General features: G+C 68.6%; 20 protein-coding genes and 2 riboswitches. Of the genes, 10 read left to right on the top strand and 10 right to left on the bottom strand.

All coding sequences use genetic code 11. The features are described 5' to 3' along the window. Positions 1-4: 4 nt before the first annotated feature. Entirely contained in the window at positions 5-775 is a 771-nt protein-coding gene (locus tag G3545_RS27530; RefSeq protein WP_246702590.1) for a cobalt-precorrin-6A reductase, read from the top strand. Here G3545_RS27530 and G3545_RS27525 read toward each other — a convergent pair. The 6 genes from G3545_RS27525 to cobW all read right to left on the bottom strand — a co-directional run bounded on the left by G3545_RS27525 (position 742) and on the right by cobW (position 8,759). Next, the gene (locus tag G3545_RS27525) at positions 742-1,503 is read right to left on the bottom strand and encodes a precorrin-3B C(17)-methyltransferase (RefSeq protein WP_170017484.1); all 762 of its coding nucleotides are present in this window, start codon (positions 1,501-1,503) and stop codon (positions 742-744) included. The genes G3545_RS27530 and G3545_RS27525 overlap by 34 nt on opposite strands. Then, on the bottom strand, positions 1,500-2,225 hold the full coding sequence (locus G3545_RS27520; protein ID WP_170017483.1) for a precorrin-2 C(20)-methyltransferase: 726 nt from the start codon (positions 2,223-2,225) through the stop codon (positions 1,500-1,502). The genes G3545_RS27525 and G3545_RS27520 overlap by 4 nt, the downstream gene beginning before the upstream one ends. Further along, positions 2,222-2,863, bottom strand: coding sequence for a precorrin-8X methylmutase (locus tag G3545_RS27515; RefSeq protein WP_246702589.1), 642 nt, complete (start codon positions 2,861-2,863; stop codon positions 2,222-2,224). Before G3545_RS27515 ends, G3545_RS27520 begins: the two co-directional genes overlap by 4 nt. After that, positions 2,856-4,139, bottom strand: a complete 1,284-nt coding sequence (cobG, locus tag G3545_RS27510) for a precorrin-3B synthase (RefSeq protein WP_246702588.1) — start codon at positions 4,137-4,139, stop codon at positions 2,856-2,858. Before cobG ends, G3545_RS27515 begins: the two co-directional genes overlap by 8 nt. A gap of 11 nt (positions 4,140-4,150) precedes the next feature. Beyond that, positions 4,151-7,582 (bottom strand): cobaltochelatase subunit CobN, encoded by a 3,432-nt coding sequence (cobN, locus tag G3545_RS27505; RefSeq protein ID WP_170017480.1) that lies wholly within the window; start codon positions 7,580-7,582, stop codon positions 4,151-4,153. Between the two features lie 130 nt (positions 7,583-7,712). Next, positions 7,713-8,759 carry a cobalamin biosynthesis protein CobW gene (cobW, locus tag G3545_RS27500; protein WP_170017479.1) on the bottom strand — a complete coding sequence of 349 codons (1,047 nt, stop codon included), beginning with the start codon at positions 8,757-8,759 and terminating at the stop codon, positions 7,713-7,715. Between the two features lie 101 nt (positions 8,760-8,860). Then, a riboswitch (cobalamin riboswitch) is annotated at positions 8,861-9,078 on the bottom strand. Positions 9,079-9,134: 56 nt separating this feature from the next. Then, positions 9,135-9,343: riboswitch (cobalamin riboswitch) on the top strand. A 31-nt stretch (positions 9,344-9,374) separates the two neighbouring features. On the opposite strand from cobW, the gene G3545_RS27495 reads away from it, so the two are divergent. The 5 genes from G3545_RS27495 (at position 9,375) to G3545_RS27475 (ending at position 13,087) form a co-directional block, all read left to right on the top strand. After that, positions 9,375-9,569, top strand: a complete 195-nt coding sequence (locus G3545_RS27495; RefSeq protein ID WP_170017478.1) for a CbtB domain-containing protein — start codon at positions 9,375-9,377, stop codon at positions 9,567-9,569. A gap of 18 nt (positions 9,570-9,587) precedes the next feature. Further along, on the top strand, positions 9,588-10,340 hold the full coding sequence (locus tag G3545_RS27490) for a CbtA family protein (protein WP_170017477.1): 753 nt from the start codon (positions 9,588-9,590) through the stop codon (positions 10,338-10,340). Next, positions 10,337-10,843: a bifunctional adenosylcobinamide kinase/adenosylcobinamide-phosphate guanylyltransferase gene (cobU, locus tag G3545_RS27485; RefSeq protein ID WP_170017476.1), complete on the top strand. Its 507-nt coding sequence runs from the start codon at positions 10,337-10,339 to the stop codon at positions 10,841-10,843. The genes G3545_RS27490 and cobU overlap by 4 nt, the downstream gene beginning before the upstream one ends. Beyond that, positions 10,840-11,484, top strand: a complete 645-nt coding sequence (gene cobO / locus G3545_RS27480) for a cob(I)yrinic acid a,c-diamide adenosyltransferase (RefSeq protein WP_170017475.1) — start codon at positions 10,840-10,842, stop codon at positions 11,482-11,484. The genes cobU and cobO overlap by 4 nt, the downstream gene beginning before the upstream one ends. A gap of 151 nt (positions 11,485-11,635) precedes the next feature. Then, a complete protein-coding gene (locus G3545_RS27475) occupies positions 11,636-13,087 on the top strand; it encodes a cobyric acid synthase (RefSeq protein WP_170018304.1) in 1,452 nt (483 codons plus the stop codon). Here G3545_RS27475 and G3545_RS27470 read toward each other — a convergent pair. The 3 genes from G3545_RS27470 to cbiB all read right to left on the bottom strand — a co-directional run bounded on the left by G3545_RS27470 (position 13,077) and on the right by cbiB (position 16,961). Further along, entirely contained in the window at positions 13,077-14,324 is a 1,248-nt protein-coding gene (locus G3545_RS27470) for a TadE/TadG family type IV pilus assembly protein (RefSeq protein ID WP_170017474.1), read from the bottom strand. The two genes, G3545_RS27475 and G3545_RS27470, sit on opposite strands and share 11 nt — an antisense overlap. A gap of 180 nt (positions 14,325-14,504) precedes the next feature. Beyond that, the gene (locus G3545_RS27465; RefSeq protein ID WP_170017473.1) at positions 14,505-15,818 is read right to left on the bottom strand and encodes a TadE/TadG family type IV pilus assembly protein; all 1,314 of its coding nucleotides are present in this window, start codon (positions 15,816-15,818) and stop codon (positions 14,505-14,507) included. 183 nt (positions 15,819-16,001) lie between these two features. Next, the gene (cbiB, locus tag G3545_RS27460; protein WP_170017472.1) at positions 16,002-16,961 is read right to left on the bottom strand and encodes an adenosylcobinamide-phosphate synthase CbiB; all 960 of its coding nucleotides are present in this window, start codon (positions 16,959-16,961) and stop codon (positions 16,002-16,004) included. An 88-nt stretch (positions 16,962-17,049) separates the two neighbouring features. Here cbiB and recQ point away from each other — a divergent pair, with 88 nt between their 5' ends. The 3 genes from recQ (at position 17,050) to G3545_RS27445 (ending at position 20,641) form a co-directional block, all read left to right on the top strand. Then, positions 17,050-18,867, top strand: a complete 1,818-nt coding sequence (recQ, locus tag G3545_RS27455; RefSeq protein WP_170017471.1) for a DNA helicase RecQ — start codon at positions 17,050-17,052, stop codon at positions 18,865-18,867. A 134-nt stretch (positions 18,868-19,001) separates the two neighbouring features. Beyond that, positions 19,002-19,550: an SRPBCC family protein gene (locus G3545_RS27450; RefSeq protein ID WP_170017470.1), complete on the top strand. Its 549-nt coding sequence runs from the start codon at positions 19,002-19,004 to the stop codon at positions 19,548-19,550. A 95-nt stretch (positions 19,551-19,645) separates the two neighbouring features. Then, positions 19,646-20,641, top strand: coding sequence for a beta-propeller fold lactonase family protein (locus tag G3545_RS27445; RefSeq protein WP_246702587.1), 996 nt, complete (start codon positions 19,646-19,648; stop codon positions 20,639-20,641). Positions 20,642-20,773: 132 nt separating this feature from the next. Here the strand turns inward: G3545_RS27445 and G3545_RS27440 are convergent, their stop codons facing one another. Continuing rightward, positions 20,774-21,877: a sulfate/molybdate ABC transporter ATP-binding protein gene (locus G3545_RS27440; RefSeq protein WP_170017469.1), complete on the bottom strand. Its 1,104-nt coding sequence runs from the start codon at positions 21,875-21,877 to the stop codon at positions 20,774-20,776. Between the two features lie 265 nt (positions 21,878-22,142). On the opposite strand from G3545_RS27440, the gene G3545_RS27435 reads away from it, so the two are divergent. Beyond that, positions 22,143-22,760 (top strand): GNAT family N-acetyltransferase, encoded by a 618-nt coding sequence (locus tag G3545_RS27435; RefSeq protein WP_170017468.1) that lies wholly within the window; start codon positions 22,143-22,145, stop codon positions 22,758-22,760. Positions 22,761-22,810: the final 50 nt, after the last annotated feature.

The raw sequence follows: 22,810 nt of genomic DNA, 5'->3' as shown, positions 1-22,810 counted from the left end.
AGACGTGTCCACCCGCCGCATCCTCATTCTCGGCGGCACCACCGAGGCGCGCCTGCTGGCGGAACGCCTCGCTGCGCGCGACGACATCAATGTCACCGTGTCCCTTGCCGGGCGCACGCGCAAGCCGCTCGATATGCCGGCTACGATCCGCGTCGGCGGCTTCGGCGGCGCGGGCGGGCTGGCGGAGTATCTGCGTGCCGAAGCGATCGACGCGCTGGTCGACGCCACCCACCCGTTCGCCGCCACCATGTCCTTCAACGCGGCCGAAGCGGCGCGGCTCGCCGGCGTACCGCTGCTCGCCCTGGCTCGTGCCCCCTGGGAGCACCAGCCCGGCGACATCTGGCGCGAGGCGGCCGATGTGGCGGAAGCGGTCAGCTTGCTCGGTGCGACGTCGCGCCGCGTGCTGGTCGCGCTCGGCCGCAACGAGGTGAGCGCGCTGGAAGCGGCGCCTCAGCATGCCTATTGGGTGCGCAGCGTCGATCCGGTCGAGCCGCCGCTGCGGCTGGATGAGGCGCACTATATCGTGGCGCGCGGACCGTTTCCCGAAGGGGAGGAGCGCGACTTGCTGAAGCGGCACCGCATCGACGCCGTGCTCGCCAAGAACAGCGGCGGCGATGCCACCTACGGCAAGATCGCCGCGGCGCGGACGCTCGGCATCGAGGTGATCCTGGTAAAGCGCCCGCCCCGCCCGGAGGTGCCGACGGCAGGCAGCGTCGAGGCGGCGATGGTGTGGCTCAACGCTCACCCCGCCGCCCTCGCACTCCGCGGCGAGTAGACCAGCGGCGGCATTCCTTCCCGCTCCACCACGCGCGTCTCCGCCGAGCCGATGATGATGCAGGTCGCCATGTCCGCCATGTCGGAACGCGCCTCGCCGAGCGGCACTACCGCCAGCCGCTCGTCCACGCGCCCCACCGCATGGCCGAACATCACCGGCGTTCCCGCCGGCAGCACGCCGCGCAGCAGATCGAACGCGGTGCCGAGCTGCCACGGCCGCGCCTTCGAGACCGGATTGTAGAACGCGATGACGAAGCCCGCCTCGGCCGCCAGCCTCACACGGCGTTCCACCAGATCCCAGGGCTTGAGATTGTCGGAAAGCGAGATGGCGCAGAAATCATGGCCCAGCGGCGCACCTGCCTTGGCCGCCACCGCGAGCATGGCGGTAATGCCCGGCACCACCTCGATATCGAGCGCGCGCCACTTGGCAGGCCCGGCCTCGATCGCCTCGATCACCGCGGCGGCCATGGCGAACACGCCGGGATCGCCGCCCGAGACCATCGCGACCCTGGCTCCGCTTGAGGCATGCTCAAGCGCAGCCCTTGCCCTGCCAAGCTCCTCGCGGTTGTCGGAGGCGTGGCGGGTCTGGCCGGGGCACTCCGGCACACGGGCGAGATAGGGTTCATAGCCGTAGAGCACCTCGGCCACGGCGAGCGCTTCCGCCGCCTGCGGCGTCAGGAAGCGCTCGTCGCCCGGCCCGAGCCCAACGACCACCAGCCGCCCACTCACGACCTGGCCTCCCAGCCCGGCACCAGCACGATAGCGAAATACGGTGCCGGCGCCTCGTCGCGCTCGGCGAGCGGAAGCGAGTGTCCGCCTTCCATGGTGCCGCGCTCGACATAGAGCGCGCGCTGCAGCCGGCCGGCGCTCGCCAGCGCGCGGCGGATCTTCGGCAGGTTGCGTCCGACCTTCATGATGATCGCGGCGTCGGCCTCGCGCAGCCGCCGTGCCAGTTCATCCTCGTCGAGCGTGCCCGGCAGCACGCAGAGCACGTCATCGCCTTGCGCGATGGGCGTGCCGGCCTGCGACCAGCAACCGGACATGCCGGTGACGCCGGGGATCACCTCGGCGGCATACCTCGACGCAAGGCGCACATGCAGGTGCATGTAGGAACCGTAGAACAGCGGATCGCCCTCGGAGAGCACCGCCACGGTGCGCCCGGCATCGAGATGTGCCGCCACCGTGCGGGCGGAGTCGTCATAGAAGCCGGTGATCGCGGCGCGATAAGCCTCGTCATGCCGGTGCGCCTCGGTCGTCACCGGGTAGCCCAGCGCCAATTCCTCCGCACCCACGCGAAAATGGGCACACGCGGTGGCGCGGGCATGGCTGCCATTTCCGAGTTTGGCGAAATAGGCGACGACATCGGCCTCGCCGAGCGCGCGCACCGCCTTCAGCGTCATCAGTTCCGGATCGCCGGGGCCGACGCCGACGCCGATCAAACGGCCTGTCATATGCCGGCCCTCGCCAGCGCATTGATGGCCGCGGCGGTCATGGCACTCCCGCCGAGACGCCCGCGCACCACCAGCCACGGCACGCCATGATCGCCCGCCGCCAGCGCATCCTTGGACTCCGCCGCGCCGACAAAGCCGACGGGAATGCCGAGGATCGCCGCCGGTTGCGGCGCGCCCTCCTCCAGCATTTCCAGCAGCCGGAACAAGGCGGTCGGCGCATTGCCGATGGCGACCACGGCGCCGTCGAGATAAGGCCGCCACAGCTCCAGCGCCGCCGCCGAGCGTGTGGTGCCGCGCTCCTCCGCCAGCCGCGGCACGGCGGGATCGCGCAGCGTGCAGATCACCTCATTGCTCGCCGGCAGGCGGGCGCGCGTGATGCCGCGCGCCACCATCTCGGCATCGCACAGGACCGGCGCGCCGGCTTGAAGCGCAGCGCGGCCCGCGCGCACCACGCCGCGCCCGAAATCGATGGCGGTGGCGGCTTCGACCAGCCCGCAGGCATGGATCATTCGCACCGCGACGTCGGCCTCCTCCGGCGTGAAGCGGCCGAGATCGGCCTCTTCGCGGATGATGGCGAAGGAACGCTCATAGATGGCGGCGCCGTCGCGCACATAGTCGAATGGATGCGCCTCAGCCACCATGCTTCTCCAGAATGCGGTGCGCGGCTGCCGCCAGCTCCGTCTCTAGGACGATGAGCCGTGGCGCGTCGCGCGGCACGCCTTCGACCACGAGACCGGCCCCGCCGTCCACCCCCACTATGGTGAGATCGGCCGCACCGGGATGCGCGCACCCCTTGGCGCAACCCGAAACGTGCAGGCTGCGCCCCGCCGCGAGCGGCGCCAGTTCAGCCGCCAGCGCGCGCGTTTCGATGCGGCCGGAGGCGCAGGCCGGCCGGCCCGGACAGGCTGAAACGGAGCGGCGCGGATCGTTGGGATCCGTGATGAAGCCGAGGGCGGCGGCTTCGCGGCGACCCATGTCGGCGCTCGGCTCGGTCACGCCGATGATAAGCAGCGCGCGTCCGAAGCAGGTGGCGACGCTTGAGGCCCCGGCCCGTTCGGCAAGCGCCGCAAGCCCGGCCACAGCGGCATGGTCGGTCTGGCCAAAGGCGAGGCCGAGGCCGAGTGCGAGGCGGCCGTCCGTGAGGCTGTGGATGCCGATGGGCTCGGCGGGTGGGCGTTGATGACTGGTTTCTTTGACAACCTCATCCTGAGGTGCTCGGGCAAAGCCCGAGCCTCGAAGGATGCTCGCCACAGATGGGCGTTGCCTTGCTTCAACATCCTTAGAGGCCGCCTGCGGCGGCACCTCAGGATGAGGTCGTAGAGATCGGGCCACGAGGTCTGCCATCCGCGCCGCCGATCCCTGCGCAGCGAGCAGGGCCAGAAGCCGGAACACTGTCCCCGCCGCCTCGTGGCGCTCGACGACGCGCAGCGCCACGCCGCCAGCCTCCAGCGCCAGCCGGTCGGCATCGAGCGCCGTCAGCCGGATATCGGCGGCGAGCCCATCGAGATGCAGCGCGCCGCCGCCATCGACGATCACCGTGACCTTTGGCGCCAGCCCACCTGCCAACGGCAAAGCCAGCTGCGCGATTTCCTGCGCCAACGGACGCGGATCGAGCGCCGCCATGGGATCGAGCCCGGCGAGCGGATTGGTCTCGACCGCCAGCCCTTCGCGCACTGCGATACCGAGCGCGCCGACGCCCGCCGCGAAATCCGGCGCGCTGGCGGAGGTCAGCCCGCGCACTTGCAGGCTGCCCCGCGCGGATAGCTCAACTATGCCATTGCCACAGCATTGGCTGAGCTTTGCCAGACCCGTGAGTTGGCTCGGCCTCATCGGCGCAGCCAGTGCGATGCGTGCCAGCAGGCCGTCGCCGGTCGCCATCGGTGCCGGCAAGGTCGGGCAGGCGCCGCGGCGCATCGCGGAAGCGCTCATTCCGCCGCCTCCCCGCTGACGACGGCGAGACCAGCATCGACATCGTTGCGGCGCGGATGCCAGAGCCCCTTGGCGCGCGCCTCGCCGAAGCGCGCCGCCACCACGCGCGCGGCATCGGGGCTCGCCGTCATCAGGAAATCACGCACCGCGGCATCGCCGAGGAAGGCGTCGTGCAGCAGTTCGATCAGATGCGACGGCACCGCCCGTGTGGTTTCGGCAAAGCCGACCAGCCGGTCGACGGTCTCCGCCATCTCGGCGGCGCCGCGCGGCCCGTGACGCATCAGCCCGGCGAGATAGCGCGGGTCGGCCCGGCCGCGCACGATGCGCGCCAGCGCCTCACTGAGCGGGCGCGCACGCGGCCGCAGCGGATCGGCGGTGTCGAGGACGACAAGGTCCGGCATCCTGCCGAGCCGTTCCGCCGCCGCGGCGAAGCCGCCGATGAAGGCAAGATCGGCATCGCCCTCCAGCAGGTCGCGGCCCGGATCATCGCCGGCATGGACCAGCAGGTCCGCCGTGGCAACGCGCTCGGTGAAGACATCGGACGCCTGCCCCTCGCCCTCCACACCGCCATAGGCATGGGAGGCGGCGCCGAGATAGGCGTCGCCCATCTCCTCGCGCGTCGCTGTGCCCAGCATCTGCTCAACGCCGGCACCATAGGCGCCCGGCGCGGTGCCGAAGATGCGCGGCGCATTTGGAGTAGCCGCGAGCGGGTTGTCCTCCGCCGGCTCGTCACGTGCGGCGACGGCGCGGACGGCGGCGTCGATCAGTGCGATCTGCGCCGGGAACAGGTCGCGGAACAGGCCGGAGATGCGGAAGGTGACGTCGACCCGCGGCCGGCCCATCGCCGCGGTCGGCAGCACCTCGATGCCGGTGATGCGGCCGGTCGCGTTGTCCCACATCGGCCGGCAGCCCATCAGTGCGAGGCCCTGCGCGATCTCCTCGCCGCCGGTGCGGAGCGACGCGCTGCCCCAGAGGTCGAGCACCAGCGAGCGCGGCCAGTCGCCATGGGCCTGCGCATAGGCGCGAACCACTTCCTCCGCGGCGAGGCGGCCGAGATCGAAGGCGGTCGGCGTCGGCAGCGTGCGCGGGTCCGAGGTGAAGAGGTTGCGCCCGGTCGGCAGCACGTCGGTGCGTCCGCGCCCCGGCGCGCCGGCCGGCCCGGCGGCGACGCGGTGGCCATCCAATGCAGCAAGCAGAGCATCGCGCTCGGCATCGCCGCAGACGCCGCGGCCATAAATATGGAAGCCGTCCTTGAGCCGCAGTTCCTTCACATCGCACAGCCAGGCATCGATGCGCTTCAGCGCCTCGTCCGCGTTGCCGCCGACACCCGCCTCGCGGGCGAGCCCGGTACGCTCGGCCTCCTCGACGATGAGCATGGCCAGACGCTCGCGCCGACGGCGGTCGAGCCCGTCGGCCTGCGCATATTCGTCGAGCAGGCGTTCGAGTTCGCGGGCATCGCCGGAGAGCCCGCCCTCGATCAGCGGCGGCGGCAAATGGCCGAGCGTCACGGCCGCGATGCGTCGCTTGGCCTGCGCCGCCTCGCCGGGATTGGAGACGATGAAGGGATAGATGATGGGGAGCGCGCCCAGCACCAGTTCCGGAAAGCAGGCCGAAGTCAGCGCGACATGCTTGCCCGGCAGCCATTCCAGCGTGCCATGCGCGCCCATATGGACGAGGGCATCGACCTTCGCGACATGGCGAAGCCAGAGGCCGAAGGCGACCAGCGCATGGCGCGGCGGCAGTGCGGGGTCGTGATAATCCGCGCGTCGATGCTCGTGGCGGCCGCGATCGGGCGCAATGCCGACAAGGATATTGCCGCACCAGGCGGCGCGGAAATGGAAGGCGCCGTCGTGGACATCGGGGTCGGTGGCGGGATCGCCCCAGGCAGCGTGGAGGGATTCGCGTGCGGCCGAGGGGAGTTCGGCGAGGAGGCCGTGATAGTCTTCGATTGAAAGAACCACGTCATCCTGAGGTGCGAGCGCAGCGAGCCTCGAAGGATGCTCGCCCCGCCCACCCGGACGGGCATCCTTCGAGGCCCGGCTGACGCCGGGCACCTCAGGATGACGTGGTTCTTGAATGGATAGCGCGCCCAGCAGTGCCCGCTCGTCCGCCGGCACGCCCTCGACCGCATACCCTGCCGCCCGCAAATCCCCGAGCAGCGAGAGGATGCTCGCCGGCACGTCGAGCCCGACCGCCCAGCCGGTGCGGCCTGGCGCGCCGGCATAGTCCGGCATCAGCACGGCGACGCGGCGCTCTGCGCGCGGCGTCGCTTGCAGGCGCGCCAGTGCTGCGACGCGCTTGGCAACCTGCGCGATGCGGTCCGGCTCCGGCCGGTTGACGAGGCCGGTGAAGCCGAGGTCGTCATCGGCGGCCGCCGGCGCCTTGAAGGACAGCGCGCCTGCGAGGATGCGCCCGTCGAGCTCCGGCAGCACCACATGCATGGCAAGGTCGGCGCTGGCCAGGCCACGTGCACCGCTCGCCCACGCCTCGCGCTTGGTGGTGGCGACGACCGCCTGCAGCACGGGAACGCCGGGCGCATCCAGCACCGTCGCCTCTCCGGGATCGCCGGCGGCGAAGGCGGTGAGAGTGACGATGGCGGTGGGATTCAGCTTTGCCAGTGCCTCGGTGAGGAAAGCGGCGGAGGCGGGATCCTTCAGGCTGGCGACGAAGATCGGCTTCGGCGTCAGGCCGCGCGCTTCGAGCGCGGCGCACAGCGCGTCGACAGGAGCGGTATCGTCGGCGAGCCACATAGAGCGGTAGAAGATGATCGGGATTGCGGAGCCAGCCTTTGCGCGGGCTTCCCCCTCACCCAACCCTCTCCCCCACGGGGAGAGGGCTTTCGCGATCGAAGCGCCTTCTGCTCCCTCTCCCCGACGGGGAGAGGGTTGGGGTGAGGGGGACCACGCGTAGAAGCCCGCGAGCGGCACCTCTTGCGGCACCGGCGCTTCCAACCCCGCCAACCGGCGCAATAGCGCCCGCATGTTCGCAGGCCCGCCGGCGCGGAAATAGCCGAGCAGCGCTTCCAACTCGGCGGCCGGCACCGTCGACGCTTCGCTCAGGCGCGGGTCGTCACGATCCTCTCCCGGCAGCACCGCGAGCGCGATGCCCTTTTCCCGTGCCACTACGGACAGCCGCTCGACGCCATAGCGCCACCAGTCGAGCCCGCCGAGCAGGCGCACGACGACAAATTTCGCTTTCGACGCGACCTTGTCGACCCACAGGTCAACCGACATCGGATGGCGCAGGTCGCGCAGGCTGGCGAGGCGCAGGCTGGGCAGCGTGTCGCGCTCGGCACGCCACGCCCGCGCCAAGGCGCCGAGGTCGCTGTCGGTGAAGGACGCCACCACCATCTCGCCCGGCGTCTGGCCGAGATCGACCGGCTCGACCAGATCGTCGAGCGTCGCGCTGGTGGTGGTGAGGATGTGCATGGCCGGTCGCCGGTTCCTCGGATCGTCATCCCGGCCGCAGCGAAGCGGAGAGCCGGGATCGTAGGAAGGAGAAGAGCATCACGCGATCCCGGATTAACGGCCTGCGGCCACTCCGGGATGACGACAATTCTTAGACCGCCTCCAGCACGCCGAGCGCCCGTTCCACCGCGGCGCGGTCAAGCCCCTTCAGCCCGATCACCACGAGCCGGCCGGCGCGCTCGCCGGCACCCCAAGCGCGGTCATATTGCTGCGTGACCCGCGGCCCGACCGCCTGAACCAGCAGCCGCATCGGCTTGCCCGTCACCGCGACGAAGCCCTTCACCCGCAGCGCGCCCGCCTCCTCCGCGGCACGCGCGATGCGGGCGGAAAGCTCTTCAGGGTTAGCGACTTCGGGGACATTTATGACAAAACTGTCAAAGTCGTCATGATCGTGCTCAAGCTCATTATCATGGTGGGTGCGACGGTTCTCGATGTCGGCCTCGGTGCCGACACCGAGGCCCAGCAGCACCGCTGGATCGAGCCGGCCGGCCACCGCGCTCACCACCCGCACCGCACGCGGCAGGCTGGCATCGAGCACCGCCTTGGCCCGTTCAGCGCCGGCTCGGTCGACGAGATCGCCCTTGGTCAGCACCACGAGATCGGCGCAGGCGATCTGGTCCTCGAACACTTCCTCGATCGGATCGTCATGGTCGAGCGCGGCGTCGCCCGCCCGCTGCTCGGCCAGCGCATCGAGATCATTGGCGACGCGCCCGGCAGCCAGCGCCTCACCGTCCACCACCGCCACCACGCCGTCGACCGTCACCCGGCTCCTGATCGCCGGCCAGTGGAACGCCTGCACCAGCGGCTTCGGCAAAGCCAGGCCCGAGGTCTCGATCAGGATGTGCTCGACCTTCGGCTCCAGCGCCAGGATGGCGTCGAGCGCGGGAACGAAATCATCCGCCACGGTGCAGCAGATGCAGCCATTCGCCAGCTCGACGATGTTCTCCTCCGGGCAGGCCTCATTGCCGCAGCCCCTGAGTATCTCGCCGTCAATGCCGACATCGCCGAACTCATTGACGATCACCGCCAGCCGCCGGCCCTTGGCTTCGGTGAGCACATGGCGGATCAGCGTCGTCTTCCCCGAGCCGAGGAAGCCGGTGACGATGGTGCACGGCACTTTTCTGAGGTCGGAACTCATGCGGCGTCTCCAACGAATCAAATCGCGAGGCGCGCCGGCCATGGGCGAATGCCCATCGAGGGCCGTGAGGCCCTTCCATGCACGCCGGGCACCCCGCCTGCGCACACGACCGGACCGATGGCAGGTCTCCTGGCTCGCGGGTCGCCGCCCACTCGCCGCCTTCCCGGACATCGCGTCCAGTGGCTTGAGGCGTGGGCTCGCCGCTTACAGTTGCGGGGGCAGCCGCGGAATTGGAGCCGCCTTTCAGCAAGGCCGCTCCGCACCGCATTCCCTCTTCGTCCCTCCCTGGCGGGAAGGAACCGTCGGTCGCGGCCACTAAAGGAGCCGGCATCGCGAATGTCAACGCACCCGGTTGCGGCGCGGCGGGCGTCCTCTATAGTCGCCGGAGTCGTCGGTTCCCGTGGTGCGCACGGGACGCAAGACGGGAACGCGGTGGGACGGAGCATTCCGTCGAATCCGCGGCTGCCCCCGCAACTGTAAGCGGCGAGCCCACTCTCCACTGGCCACTGGCTTTCGAGCCGGGAAGGCGGAGAGCAGGCCGAGACCCGCGAGCCAGGAGACCGGCCGGCGACGCAACGCCAACCGACCCTCGGGTGGAGGGTTCAGGAGACCGCAATGAATACGAAGAAGACCGGCACGCAGAACACCGCGACCCTTGCCGTCGAGACCCCCGCGTCCCGCGCGCTCGCCATCACCTTCGCCGCCTTGCTCGGCGTGTTCGTGGTCGGCGGCGTGGGCTTCTCCCACATCAGCGCCGTGCACAATGCGTCGCACGACGTGCGCCACGCCACTGCCTTCCCCTGTCACTGAGCACGCGGGGGGACAGGCATGTCACTTTTCAGGACGATTCTGTTCGTTGCGGCCCTTGCCGGTATCGGCAGCGGCGTGGTCGCCGCCGGCATCCACATGGTCGGCGCCGTGCCGCTGATCCTCAAGGCCGAGACCTATGAGAGCGCGGCCGAAGCCACGGAAGCGCCGGCCGCACAAGCACCAGTGGCACATGCGCATGATGCCGCCACGCCCGCTCATGAGCACGACGCCGACGAATGGGCGCCGAGCGACGGCTTCGAGCGCAACGGCCTCACGCTGGTCTTCATGGTGCTCACCGGCTTCGGCTTCGGCCTGCTGCTGATGGCGGCAAGCGAGCTGGCCGGCGGCATCGACGGCTGGCGGCAGGGCATCCTCTGGGGTTTCGCCGGCTTCGCGGTGTTCACCCTCGCTCCTCAGCTCGGCCTGCCTCCGGAGCTCCCGGCCATGCCGGCGGCCGACCTCATGGCGCGACAGATCTGGTGGATCGGCACCGCGGCCGCTACCGCCGGCGGCCTCGCGCTGCTGGTGTTCGGCCGCGTGCCATTGCTCGCCGCACTCGGCGTCATGCTGATCCTCATCCCGCACGTCATCGGTGCACCGCAGCCGGCGAGCTTCGAGACGCCGATCCCGGAGGGGCTGCATCACAGCTTCGTCGTCGCTTCGGTGGCCTCCAGCTTCGTGTTCTGGGTGCTGCTCGGCGGGCTGGCCGGCTGGCTGCGTCCACGGATCGCCGCGCTCGAGGCGAACCGCGCTCTGGCGCGGGCGGCGTGAAACTCACCTTCATCCTCGGCGGCGCGCGCTCCGGCAAGAGCCGCCACGCCGAGGTGCTGGTGGAACGCCTGCCCTCGCCCTGGACCTACGTCGCCACGGCCGAAGCCTATGATGACGAGATGGTGGAGCGCATCGCGCTCCACCGCTCGCGGCGCGGCGCGGGTTGGGAAACCATCGACGCTCCCCACCACCTCGCCGCGAGCCTGATGACCGTGCCGCCCGAGCGCCCGGTGCTGGTCGACTGCCTGACGCTCTGGCTCTCCAACCGCATGCTGGGCGACGCCGATATCGAGATGGAGAGCGCGGTGCTGGAAGCGGCACTGCTGGCGCGCGAGGCGCCGCTGTTCGTGGTCTCCAACGAGGTCGGGCTCGGCATCGTGCCGGACAATACGCTGGCGCGGCGCTTCCGCGACGCCCAGGGCCGGCTCAACCAGCGCATCGCCACCTTTGCCGACGAGGTAGTGCTGATGGTTGCCGGGCTGCCTTTGAAGGTGAAGGGATGAGCGCGATCACGCCCGAAGAAATTACTCCGGAAGAGGCCGAGCGCCACCGTGCCAAGATGGCGAAGCGCAAGGCGGTGCAGGACGCCGAGGTGGCGGAGAAGTCGGTCGAGAAGGGCCTGCTCATCGTCCATACCGGCCCCGGCAAGGGCAAATCCACCGCCGCCTTCGGCCTCGCTCTGCGCACGCTCGGCCGACCTGACGAAGGCATCGGCGGGCGGGTCGGCGTAGTCCAGTTCATCAAGGGCGCCTGGCATTCGGCCGAGCGCGACGCGCTTGAAACCTTCGGCGAGCGGGTCGAATGGCACACCATGGGCGAAGGCTTCACCTGGGAGACCCAGGACCTCAGCCGCGATATCGCCGCCGCGCAGCGCGCCTGGGCAAAGGCGCTGGAGCTGATGGCGGATGAGCGCATCGGGCTGGTCATCCTGGATGAGCTGAACATCGCGCTGCGCTACGACTATCTGCCCTTGGATCACGTTGTGGCCGCCTTGAGTGGGCGTCGCGCCGGGCTGCACGTCGTCGTCACCGGCCGCAACGCCAAGCCGGCGCTGATCGAGGCGGCGGATCTCGTCACCGAGATGGGATTGGTGAAGCACCACTTCGCCGCCGGGGTAAAGGCTCAGAAGGGGGTCGAGTTTTGAGGGGTGCGGGGGTGAGCATCCTTCGAGGCTCGCTGCGCTCGCACCTCAGGATGACGTTCATCTGTAGGCGCGCCGTCATCCTGAGGTGCTCGGGCAGCGCCCGAGCCTCGAAGGATGCTGAAACAGGACGCCCCTGATGACCCGCGCCCTCATGTTCCAGGGCACCGGCTCGGATGTCGGCAAGTCGCTCATCGTCGCCGGCCTCGCCCGCGCTTTCGCCAATCGCGGCCTCAAGGTCCGCCCGTTCAAGCCGCAGAACATGTCGAACAATGCGGCGGTCACTGCCGACGGCGGCGAGATCGGCCGGGCGCAGGCACTGCAGGCCCGCGCCGCCCGGGTAGCGCCGTCAGTCCATATGAACCCGGTGCTGTTGAAGCCGCAGAGTGAGACCGGCGCGCAGATCGTGGTGCAGGGCCGCGTCCACGCCACCGCCCGCGCGGCGGAGTACCAGTCGATCAAGCCGACGCTGATGCCGGCGGTGCTGGAAAGTTTCGCCCGCCTCGCGCATGAGGCCGATCTCGTGCTGGTGGAAGGCGCCGGCTCGGCCTCCGAGATCAATCTGCGCACCGCGGACATCGCCAATATGGGCTTCGCCCGCGCTGCCAATGTGCCCGTCGTGCTGATCGGCGACATCGAGCGCGGCGGGGTAATCGCCAGCCTGGTCGGCACTCATGCGGTGCTGCCGGCGGATGACGCCGCGATGATCCGGGGCTTCCTCGTCAATCGGTTCCGTGGCGACCCGGCGCTGTTCGCGGCCGGCATGGAGGAAATTGCCCGCCGCACCGGCTGGACGAGCCTCGGCCTCATCCCGTTCTTCGCGGGCGCGCATCGGCTACCGGCGGAAGATGCGCTCGGGCTCGACGGTGCGCGGCCGGCAAAGCCCGGCGCGAAGCTGCGCATCGCCGTGCCGATCCTGCCGCGCATCTCGAACTTCGATGACCTCGATCCGCTGGATGCCGAGCCCTCGGTCGAAATCATCCGGGTGAAGCCGGGAAGCCCCCTGCCCGGCGATGCGCAGCTCGTCATCCTGCCCGGCTCCAAGTCGACCATTCCCGACCTCGCCGCGCTGCGGGCGAATGGCTGGGACATCGACCTCGCCGCCCATGTGCGGCGCGGCGGCCACGTGCTGGGCCTGTGCGGCGGCTACCAGATGCTGGGCCGTAGCATTGCCGATCCGGACGGCATCGAGGGCCCTGCCGGCGCCGTGCCCGGGCTCGGCTTGCTGGACGTGGAGACCGTGCTCTCCGGCGAGAAGCGCCTCGCCGCGGTCACCGGGGAGACGACCGACGGCATCGTCTTCGTGGGCTATGAAATGCATATGGGCGTCACCGAGGGGCCGGGCCGTGCCCGCCCCTTCTGCCGCATCGGCGGCGCGCCCGAGGGCGCGGTCTCGCCGGACGGACGCATCATCGGCACCTATGCGCACGGCCTGTTCGCTGATGATCGCCAGCGCGCCGCCTGGCTGCAGCGACTGGGCGCCGGCCCGGCGCAGGTCGCCTATGAGGATGGCGTCGAGGCGACGCTCGATGCGCTGGCCGCGCATCTCGAGGCGCACATCGACCTCGACCACCTGCTGGAACTGGCGACGCCGATCAGCGTATGAGGGCGATGGCGCCCGCAGTGCCACCCATCGGGCGGCTGTCGCTCGGGGAGAATTTCCAGTCGGTATTGTTGAGGATCAAGCGGTTCACCACCATCGACAGCTTGTCCGCGGTGACGTTGCTGGTGGAATTGATGGTGACGTTTCGCTTCGGCAGATAGATCAGGCCTTCGAGCTTGTAGCCCGCGGTGCCGTTGACCACCCAGTCCGTGCCGGAACTTGCAAGATCATAGATCAGCAGAGCCTTGTAGGTGCCGCTGGTCGGCGCCGAAAGGTTCAGCGTGACATTGCCGTTGAACTGGATCTTGGAATTGGCATCGGCGAAATAGAGTGTCACCCCGGTGCCGGTCATGACCGAGCCGGAATTGACGATGGTGGTGTCCTTGAAGATGTAGAGCCCGGGATCCATGTGGATCTTGGTCGAACTTCCGTTGAACGTAACGTTCTGGAACAGGCCCGGTTTCATATAGACGTTGTTCGCGCCGTTGATGTTCAGGTTGCAATAATTGCCCTGCGGCAGCGTGACGTCGGCACCATTGGCATTATAGGGCTGCGGGCTGGTGCAATTGCCGGGCACGCTCACCGTCGGCAGCTTGCCGGCGAAAGGATCGTCGATGGCCGCGCAGGATGTCTCCACCACGGCGAGCTTGCCGCCATTCTGAATGACGTTGGCGCCCTTGACGCAGACCTTCTTCACATTGAGCGATATGCCGGCATTGAAGATGGCCGCCGGGTTCGCGGTCGAACGCACATGGATCTCGCAATCCGGCGCATTGATCTTGGCACCGGAATTGGCAAGCAGCGCCTGGCCTCCGCTCGGGTCGAGCACCAGTATGCAGACCCCGCCTTTGCTGCCGATCTGCACGGCCGCGTTCGCGCCGATCTCGACACTATCGATGTGCATCACCTTGAGCAGCGTCGAGGGGACCACCGCATGGGCAGTGCCGGTGAGCGCGCCAGACGCAAGGTCGAAGCTTGCGCTCGCACCATCCAGCTTCGCCGGCGCCACCGCCGCATCGAAGAAGCTCTGCGCGGTCGCGACCTCCTTGCCCGGGGCTACCGCGCCGGCCAGCACCGCGCCGTCGAGCGCGATCTGCAATTGCGTCCGGCCATCGACGGCACGCGCATAGTCGATCGCCATGCCGGCGGCGCCGAACATCGGCACCGCGGAGAGCGCGAACAGCATCGCCACATTGCCGCGATCACAGCGGCGGAAGGCACCCAGCAGACCGGCAAGCATCGTCGCCTCGGCGAAGTTCAATGATTCAAATTTAGTATAAATTTCGAACAATATGGCGGAATAGCAAGCCCTCCTTTCGCTGTGGCACAGCGGGAGGTGAAGAAATCTTGAAGGCCGCGGCGATGCCGGCGGCCTTAGTTGAACAAATGTAAGGAGTTGGGGTGAGGAAGGGCGCGACGCTCAGTGCACCAGTGCGACCCGGCGCGGCACCTCGGTGTCGCCTTCCCCTGCGCCGCTGCCGAGCGCGATGGCCTTGTCGGAGCCGCTGAAGCTCCAGCCCGAGGCGTTCAGGATCATGGTGTTATAGACCAGCATCACCTTGTGGGCGGTGATGTTCGACACCGAGTTGAAGGTCACGTTGCGGCTGGGCAGATACATCATGCCCGTGATCACCGACTTGTCCGTGCTGTTGAACACCAGCGAGGATTTCGAAAGGCCGGTCGGCTCGAAGAACAGCACGCCGGCATAGTCGCCGCCGGTGGGCGCGGAGAGGTTCAGGGTGACATCGCCATTGAACTGGATCTTCGAATTGGCGTCGGGGAAATAGATCGACACCCCGGTGCCCTTCATCACCGAGCCAGAATTGACGACGCTGCTGTTCTTGAAGACGTAGAGGCCCGGCGCCATCGCTATCGAGGTCGAGCCGTTGAAAATGATGTTCTGGAACAGGCCGGGCCGCATGGTGACATTGCGGGCGCCATTGATATTGACGTTGCAATAATTGCCTGAAGGCAAATCGACATCGGCGCCATTGGCGTTGTAATTGGCATTGGAGACGGTGCAATTGGCGGGCACCGCGACCGTCGGCAGTTTGCCGGCATAGGGGTCGTCCAGCGCCGCGCAATCGGTCTCCACCGGCGGCTTGCCGCTGCCATTGGTGATGACCTTGCTGCCCTTCACGCAGATCTTCTGCACATTGAGATCGGTGCTGCCATTGATGATCGCCGCCGGATTGGCGGTCGAGCGCACATGGATCTCGCAATCCGGTGCCGTGATCTTGGCGCCGCCATTGGCCAGGAATGACTGGCTCGCATTCGGATCGACCAGCAGGATGCACACCTTGCCGCCGACATCGGATGCGGGATCGGATGAAGCCGGGGCGCCATAGACCTTGGCGGCGGCATTGGCGCCGAGTTCGACGGTGGTGATGTGCATGACGCCGAGCAGCGTCGTCTCCATCGTGCCGGTGGCGGTACCGCTCAGCGTCGAATCCGCGCCCATGGTGAAGGAGGCATTGGCGTCGGTCAGATTGAGGCCGGCCGCCTGCGCATCGAAGAACGCCTTGGCGGTGGTCGCCTCCTTGCCGGCAGCGGTGACGCCGGCCAGCACGGCGCTGTCCAGCATGCTCTGCATGGCGGCGCGCTCGTGATTGGCCCGCGCGAAGTCGATGCCGGCTCCGACCACGCCAATGGCCGGCACCGCGGTGAGCCCGAAGATTATCCCGACATTGCCACGGCGATCAGTGAAGAACGCAGCCAGACGCCGCAGAAACATGGTTAACGCACCCTTAACTCGATACGCGAGTCATCCCATGGTGCGGTGCGTGCAGAATTCCACCAAGCAATAAGATGTCGCAGTCCGCCGTTGCTCCTGAAGACGGTTAATGATTTCCGCCACCGGCACGGCGAAGTCCGAGAAAATTGTCAATGCAATAAATTTCGAAATCGCAAGCAAATCCTAGAGAAGTATGATGACGATCGCTGCGACCAATACTATGAGCAGCGCGTCCGCCAACCGGTAAATACGCAGGGCGCGGCGTATGTCTCCGGCATTGGCGGTGCGGCGTCCGTCGCGCCCCATCCAGTGATCCTGCACCAGCTTGCCGCCATAGGTGCGCGGACCAGCCAGCGCGACGCCGAGCGCGCCGGCCATGGCCGCTTCCGGCCAGCCGGCATTGGGCGAGCGATGCCGGGCAGCATCCGCCAGCATGGCGCGCCAGGCACTGCGCGCCGAGGCGCCGGGGATGAAGAAGGCGGCGGCGATGATGAGCGCGCCGGCAAGCCGCGAGGCGGGAAGATTGACGAAATCGTCGACCTTCGCCGCGGTGCGGCCGAAATCGACGAAACGCGGCGTGCGGTGGCCGATCATGCTGTCCGCGGTGTTGATCGCCTTGTAGAGCGCGCCACCGGTGACGCCGGCGACCGCGGTCCACATGGCCGGCGCCACGATGCCGTCGGAGAAATTCTCGGCGAGGCTCTCGATCGCCGCGCGCGACACCCCCGCCTCGTCCAGCGCCTCCGGATCGCGGCCGACAATGTGCGACACCGCGGTGCGCCCCGCATCGAGGCTGTGCTCTAGCCCGTCCGCCACCCGCCGGACATGGGTATAGAGGCTGCGCTGGGCGAGTAGCGTGCTGGCGGCAAGCGCGGCGACCACATCGCCGAACGGCACCGCATAGAGCCGGGTCTCGATGAACAGCACCGGCGCGCCGACGCAGAACAGCAGGATGATCAGCGCGATGGTGCCGTTGAAGCGGCGGGTGTCGGCGCGATCCTTGTCGCGGTTCATGTGCCGGTCGAGCAGCGTGATCAGCCGCCCTATCCAGGTGACAGGATGCCCGATCAAGCGATACAGCCAGGCTGGATAGCCGAAAGCGGCCTCGATCAGGAGCGCAAGTGCGGCTACACCGAAGGTCACGTTGAATCCTGTCGTCCCTGATTCTGCACCGCAACTAAATCCCGCTGACGGTAACGCTCAAGGCCTAATTGCCCTCCGCATGAACCAGATGACGTCGCCCCACGAGATTTCGGCCGCGCGCGAGGCTGCGAGCCGGCGCGTGCTGAAGGACGTGTTCGGCTTCGATCGCTTCCGCCCGGGCCAGCAGGAAGTGGTGGATGCGGTACTGGCCGGCGTGCCGACGCTGGCGGTGATGCCAACCGGCGCCGGCAAATCGCTGTGCTACCAGCTGCCTGCGCTGGTGCTCGGCGGGCTTGCCATCGTGGTCTCCCCGCTGATCGCGCTGATGGACGACCAGGTCGCCGCGCTCAAGCTCGAAGGCGTCAGCGCCGAGGCGATCCACTCGGGCCGCTCGCGCGAGGCTAATGTCGCGGCGTGGCGCCGTGTCGCGGCGGGCGAGGTGCGCCTGCTTTATCTCGCCCCCGAGCGGCTGCTGACCGAGCGCATGCTCACCGCGCTCACCCGCCTGCCGCTGAACCTCATCGCCATCGACGAGGCACACTGCATCTCGCAATGGGGCCACAGCTTCCGCGGCGAATATCTCGGCCTTGGCCGGCTGCGCGAGGTATTCCCGCAGGTGCCGCTGGTGGCACTGACCGCCACCGCCGACGTGTCGACCCGCGACGATATCGTGCAGCGGCTGTTCGGCGGCCAGGCGCGGGTCTTCGTCTCCGGCTTCGACCGGCCGAACATTACGATCGGCGTCGAGGACAAGCGCAGCCCGGCCGAGCAGATCGAGAGTTTCGTGCGGGCGCGGCCCGGCGTCGCCGGCATCATTTACCGCATCTCCCGCAAGAAGGTGGACGAGACCGCCGAGCGGCTGAGCGCCGCCGGCATCCGCGCCCTTCCCTATCATGCCGGCATGAGCCAGGAGGCGCGCGCCGCCAACCAGGAAGCCTTCCTCGCCGAGGCCGGCATCGTGATGGTGGCGACGGTGGCCTTCGGCATGGGCATCGACAAGTCCGACGTGCGCTATGTGCTGCACGGCGACGCGCCGGGGAGCCTGGAGGCCTACTACCAGGAGATCGGCCGCGCCGGGCGCGACGGCCAGCCGGCCGAAGCGCGCCTGCTCTACGGCGCCGGCGATATCGCCACCCGCCGCCGCTTCATCGACGAGGAGGCCTCCGAGCCCGAGCGCAAGCAGGTCGAGGCACGGCGTCTCGACGCCATGGTCGGGTTCTGCGAGGCGGTGACCTGCCGGCGCGCCGTGCTGCTCGGATATTTCGGCGAGCGGGCGAAACCCTGCGGCGCCTGCGACGTCTGCCGCGATCCGCCCAAGGTCACCGATGCCAGCCGCGAGGCGGCGCTGGCCCTGCGCATCGTGCGGGCGACCGGCGAGCGCTTCGGCGCGGCGCATATCGCCGCCGTCGTCACCGGCCAGCACAGCGAGCAAGTCACCGGGCGCGGCCACGACCGGCTCGCCGAGTTCGGCACCGGCGCCGACCGGCCGTCGCCGGAATGGCGCGCTTTGCTGCGCCAGCTCATCGCCACCGGCGCACTCACCGCGGACGCGGCGCGGTTCGGCGCGCTGCGCCTCACCGATATCGGGCTTGCGATCCTCGCCGGCACCCGCGCCTTCACACTGCGCGCCAGCGCCCCGCGCCGCAAGGAGCGCCCGGGCAGTGCCGGCAAGGGCGCCGAACTGGAGCCCGCCGCGGCCGAGCTGCTGGGCCGGCTCAAGGCGCTGCGCCGCCGCCTCGCCGCCGAGCGCGAAGTGCCGGCCTATGTCATCTTCCCCGACCGTACGCTGGAGGAGATGGCGGTGGAGCACCCGCGCACGCGCAGCGAGCTTGCCGCCGTCAAGGGCGTCGGCACCGCCAAGCTCGCCGCCTTCGGCGCCGAGTTCCTCGCCGTGCTGCGCGGTTGAACCGCACGTCGGAGCGTGTGTCCACCGTTGCGGCATGGGTCGAAAGGCGGGTTCCCGAACCGGTCGCGGCTTCCTAGAATGCGGCGCAACGGGCGCAAAAGTCCGGTCCGAAACCTGTTTCCGGGATGGAAGCCATGAGATTTTCGACGTTCGCCGCGCTGGCGGCCATCACCCTCCTTGCCGGCGTCTCCATCGGCGGCGCCGACGCCCACGGCCCGACCCGGCAGAAGGTCAGCGAGACCATCGAGATCAATGCGCCGCCGGAAAAGGTCTGGGCAGTGATCGGCAATTTCCAGGATTTCAGCTGGCACCCCGCCGTCATCAAGACCGAGGGCAAGGGTGGCAATGCGGTGGATGCCACGCGCACCGTGACGTTGCAGGGCGGGGGCACCATCGACGAGGTGATCGCCAAATACGAACCGCAGAACTTCCTGCTGATGTACCGGATCAACGCCGTCGACGTGAAGGTGCTGCCGGTGACCAATTATTCCTCCTGGCTCACCGTTTCCCCGCTCGATGGCGGCAAGCGCTCCAAGGTGGAATGGCGCGGCGCCTTCTATCGCGGCTACCCGAACAACGACCCGCCGCCGGAGCTGAGTGACGAAGCCGCGATCAAGGCGGTGACCGGCGTCTACACCGCCGGCCTCGAAGGGCTGAAGAAGAAGGTCGAAGGCGGAAGCTGAGCGTGGGTGCCGGGAATCGTCGACCCTACTCTCCCTCCCGCTCCGCAGTCGTCATCCCGGCCGCCGGCGAAGCCGCAGAGCCGGGATCGCGTGACATGAAAGAGCGGGAAACGATCCCGGATATGGCCTTGCGGCCATTCCGGGATGACGGCCTGAAATGGGCGGCCCTCCTGGCCCTTCTGGTCCTCGCCTCCCCCGTCTTTGCCGACGAGGCCTTCGTCACCTCGCAGCCGGCGAATGCGCTCAATATCGTCGATCTCGAGACGTCGAAGGTGGTCGCCACCATTCCGGTGCTCGGCAAGCCGGCAGGCATCGCGGTTACGCCGGACGGACGGCGCGCCTTCGTCACCAGTCCCGACGATCACGTCGTCTCCATCATCGACGCTGCCGCCCGCACGGTGACGGCGCGCATCGATGTCGGCGGCGGGCCGCTCGGCATCGCCGTGCATCCGTCAGGTGGCACCGTCTATGTCGCCGACTGGTACGGCGCGCGCGTCCTTGCGCTGGAGGCCGAGAGCGGCCGCATCACCGGCACGGTGGAGACCGGGTTGTCACCCTCCGGCCTCGCGGTGACGCCGGATGGCCGCCTGCTGCTCTCGGCCGACCGCGATTCCAATGCGGTGAGCATCATCGACACCGGGAGCCTGACCAAGGTCGGGGAAGTGCGCGTCGGCGAGCGCCCGTTCGGCGTTACCATCGATGCCGACGGCAAGCGCGCCTACACCGCCAATGTCGCCTCGGACGATGTCAGCGTGATCGATCTCGAAAGCCGCACCGTGGCCGGCACGGTGAAGGTCGGCAAGCGGCCTTATGCGGTGGCGCTGGCCAAGGGCCGCGCCTTCGTCACCGACCAGTATGAGGACACGGTGAGCGTGTTCGATGTCGCAAGCCTCGAGCCGGTGGCGCGCATCCCGGTCGGCGAATATCCCGAAGGCATCGCCGCCAGCCGCGACGGCTCCCGCGTCTATGTGGCGAACTGGGAGACCAATACGCTGAGCGTCATCGACACCGCGACGCTGAAGGTCGTCGGCGAGGTGCCGGTGGCGGACGGGCCGCGGGCATTCGGGGCGTTCATCCGGCGGACGCAGTGAACGCGTTCTGCTTCAGCATCCTTCGAGGCCGCTTCGCGGCACCTCAGGATGGGGTTGTCCTCACAAAATGAACCTCATCCTGAGGTGCCCGGCAAAGCCGGGCCTCGAAGGATGCTCACGCAGGGCGACAGCTCAAATCGCGTAGTCACCCGGCTGGTGCGGCGGCGGGGCGCGGCAATCGACGCCGGGGCCACCGGATGCGAACAGCCGTGCCCGCTCCAGCCGCACGGCGACCGGCTCGCCGACCGGCACCCGCACGGACGGCGCGATGTCCGCCTCCAGCACCGCGCTGCCGACCGCGATCTCGACGCGGCGAATGGCGCCATGGCGGCGGAAGCCGCGCACCGCGCCCCTGAGACCGGGCGTGCCCGGCAGGCCGATGGCCACATCGTGCGGGCGCACATACAAGAGGCCCGGCCCGTCCGGCACCGGCTGCGTCGCTGCGGCGATCGCGGTCGGCCCGGCGACAGCGAGGCCGTCCCTCACCTCGACTTCGATCCGGCTCGATTCGCCCATGAAGCCGAACACCGCGGCAGTGGCCGGCCGGTCATAGACATCGTCCGGCGTGCCGACCTGCTCGATCCGGCCCTTGCCCATCACCACCACGCGGTCGGCGAGTTCCAGCGCCTCTTCCTGGTCGTGGGTGACGAACAGCGTGGTGTGGCCGGTGCGGTCGTGCAGGTCGCGCAGCCATTTGCGCAACTCCTTGCGCACCAGCGCATCGAGCGCGCCGAACGGCTCGTCGAGCAGCAGCACCTTCGGTTCGATGGCCAGCGCGCGGGCGAGTGCCACGCGCTGGCGCTGGCCGCCCGAGAGCTGCGCCGGAAAACGCCCGCCATAGCCTTCCAGCTGGACCAGCGCGAGCAGATCGTCGACCCGCTTCCTGATCTCCGCCTCGGCCGGGCGCTCGGCGCGCGCGCGCGACCGCAGCCCGAAGGCGATATTCTCGGCGACATTCATGTGCCGGAACAGCGCGTAATTCTGGAACACGAAGCCGATGCCGCGCCGACGCACCGGCACGGAGAGGGCGTCGCCGCCATCGAACAGCACGCGCCCGCCGCTCGGCTGCTCGAGGCCGGCAACGATGCGCAACAGCGTGGTCTTGCCGGAGCCGGACGGCCCGAGCAGCGCGACCAGTTCGCTCGGCTTGACGTCGAGCGAGACGTCGGAGAGCGCGGCGGCGCCGGAGGCGCTGAAGCTCTTGCTGACGGATTCGATGGTGACGGCGACCGTCATATATTCACTCTTAGTAGATGTGATTAATGGAATTCACCGCAAGATAGCTGAAAAATCGAATGTGTGAAGCGGGTGAGGTGTCGCGTGACGCTGGGTGTCCTGCGTGAGCATCCTTCGAGGCCGGCCGTCGGCCGGCACCTCAGGATGAGTTGTTCATCAAAGACGACCTCATCCTGAGGTACGAGCCCAGCGAGCCTCGAAGGATGCTCAAGCAGGACAACCTGCCAACTTCCCCACCGCCGCCGAACGCTATAATCCACCCGCCATGTCCGACACATCCCCCACGCTCGATCTCGACGGCTACACGCCCATCCCCGCCGGCAAGATCGCCTCCGTCGTCACCTATCTGGAGATGCGCGCCCGCCCTGCCCGGATGCGCGAGCCGGAGGCCGCCCTCGCGGTACGCAGGGTCGAGACACCGCAGCCGGACTGGTACCGCGCGCTGTTCCGCCGCATCGGCGAGGACTGGCTGTGGCTGTCCCGCCTGGAGTTGAGTGATGAGGCGCTGCTCGCCATCATCGGCGATCCCTTGGTCGAGCTGTATGCCCTCACCCACGATGGCGCCGACGTCGGCCTGCTCGAACTCGATTTCCGGCAGGCGCCGGCGCTGGTCGAGCTGGCCTTCTTCGGCGTGGTGCCGGAATTCACCGGCGCCGGCGCCGGGCGCTTCCTGATGAACCGGGCGAACGAGATCGTCTGGTCGCGCTCGGTCGAGCGGCTGATGGTGCACACCTGCACGCTCGATCATCCGGCGGCGGTGGGCTTCTATCTGAAGGCCGGCTTCACCGCCTATGCCCGCGCCATAGAGGTGGCGGACGATCCGCGCCTCAACGGCACCCTGCCGTTAGCTGCGGCGCCACAGATCCCGGTGATCGAACGGTAAGCGGCCTCGACACCATCCCACCCGCTGCTAGCTTCACGCCCAACGAAAAC

This window comes from Starkeya sp. ORNL1 (assembly GCF_012971745.1).
Taxonomy (GTDB): Bacteria; Pseudomonadota; Alphaproteobacteria; order Rhizobiales; family Xanthobacteraceae; genus Ancylobacter.
The sequence above is the reverse complement of the archived record's forward strand: the minus strand, read 5'-3'. Positions and strand labels throughout refer to the sequence as shown.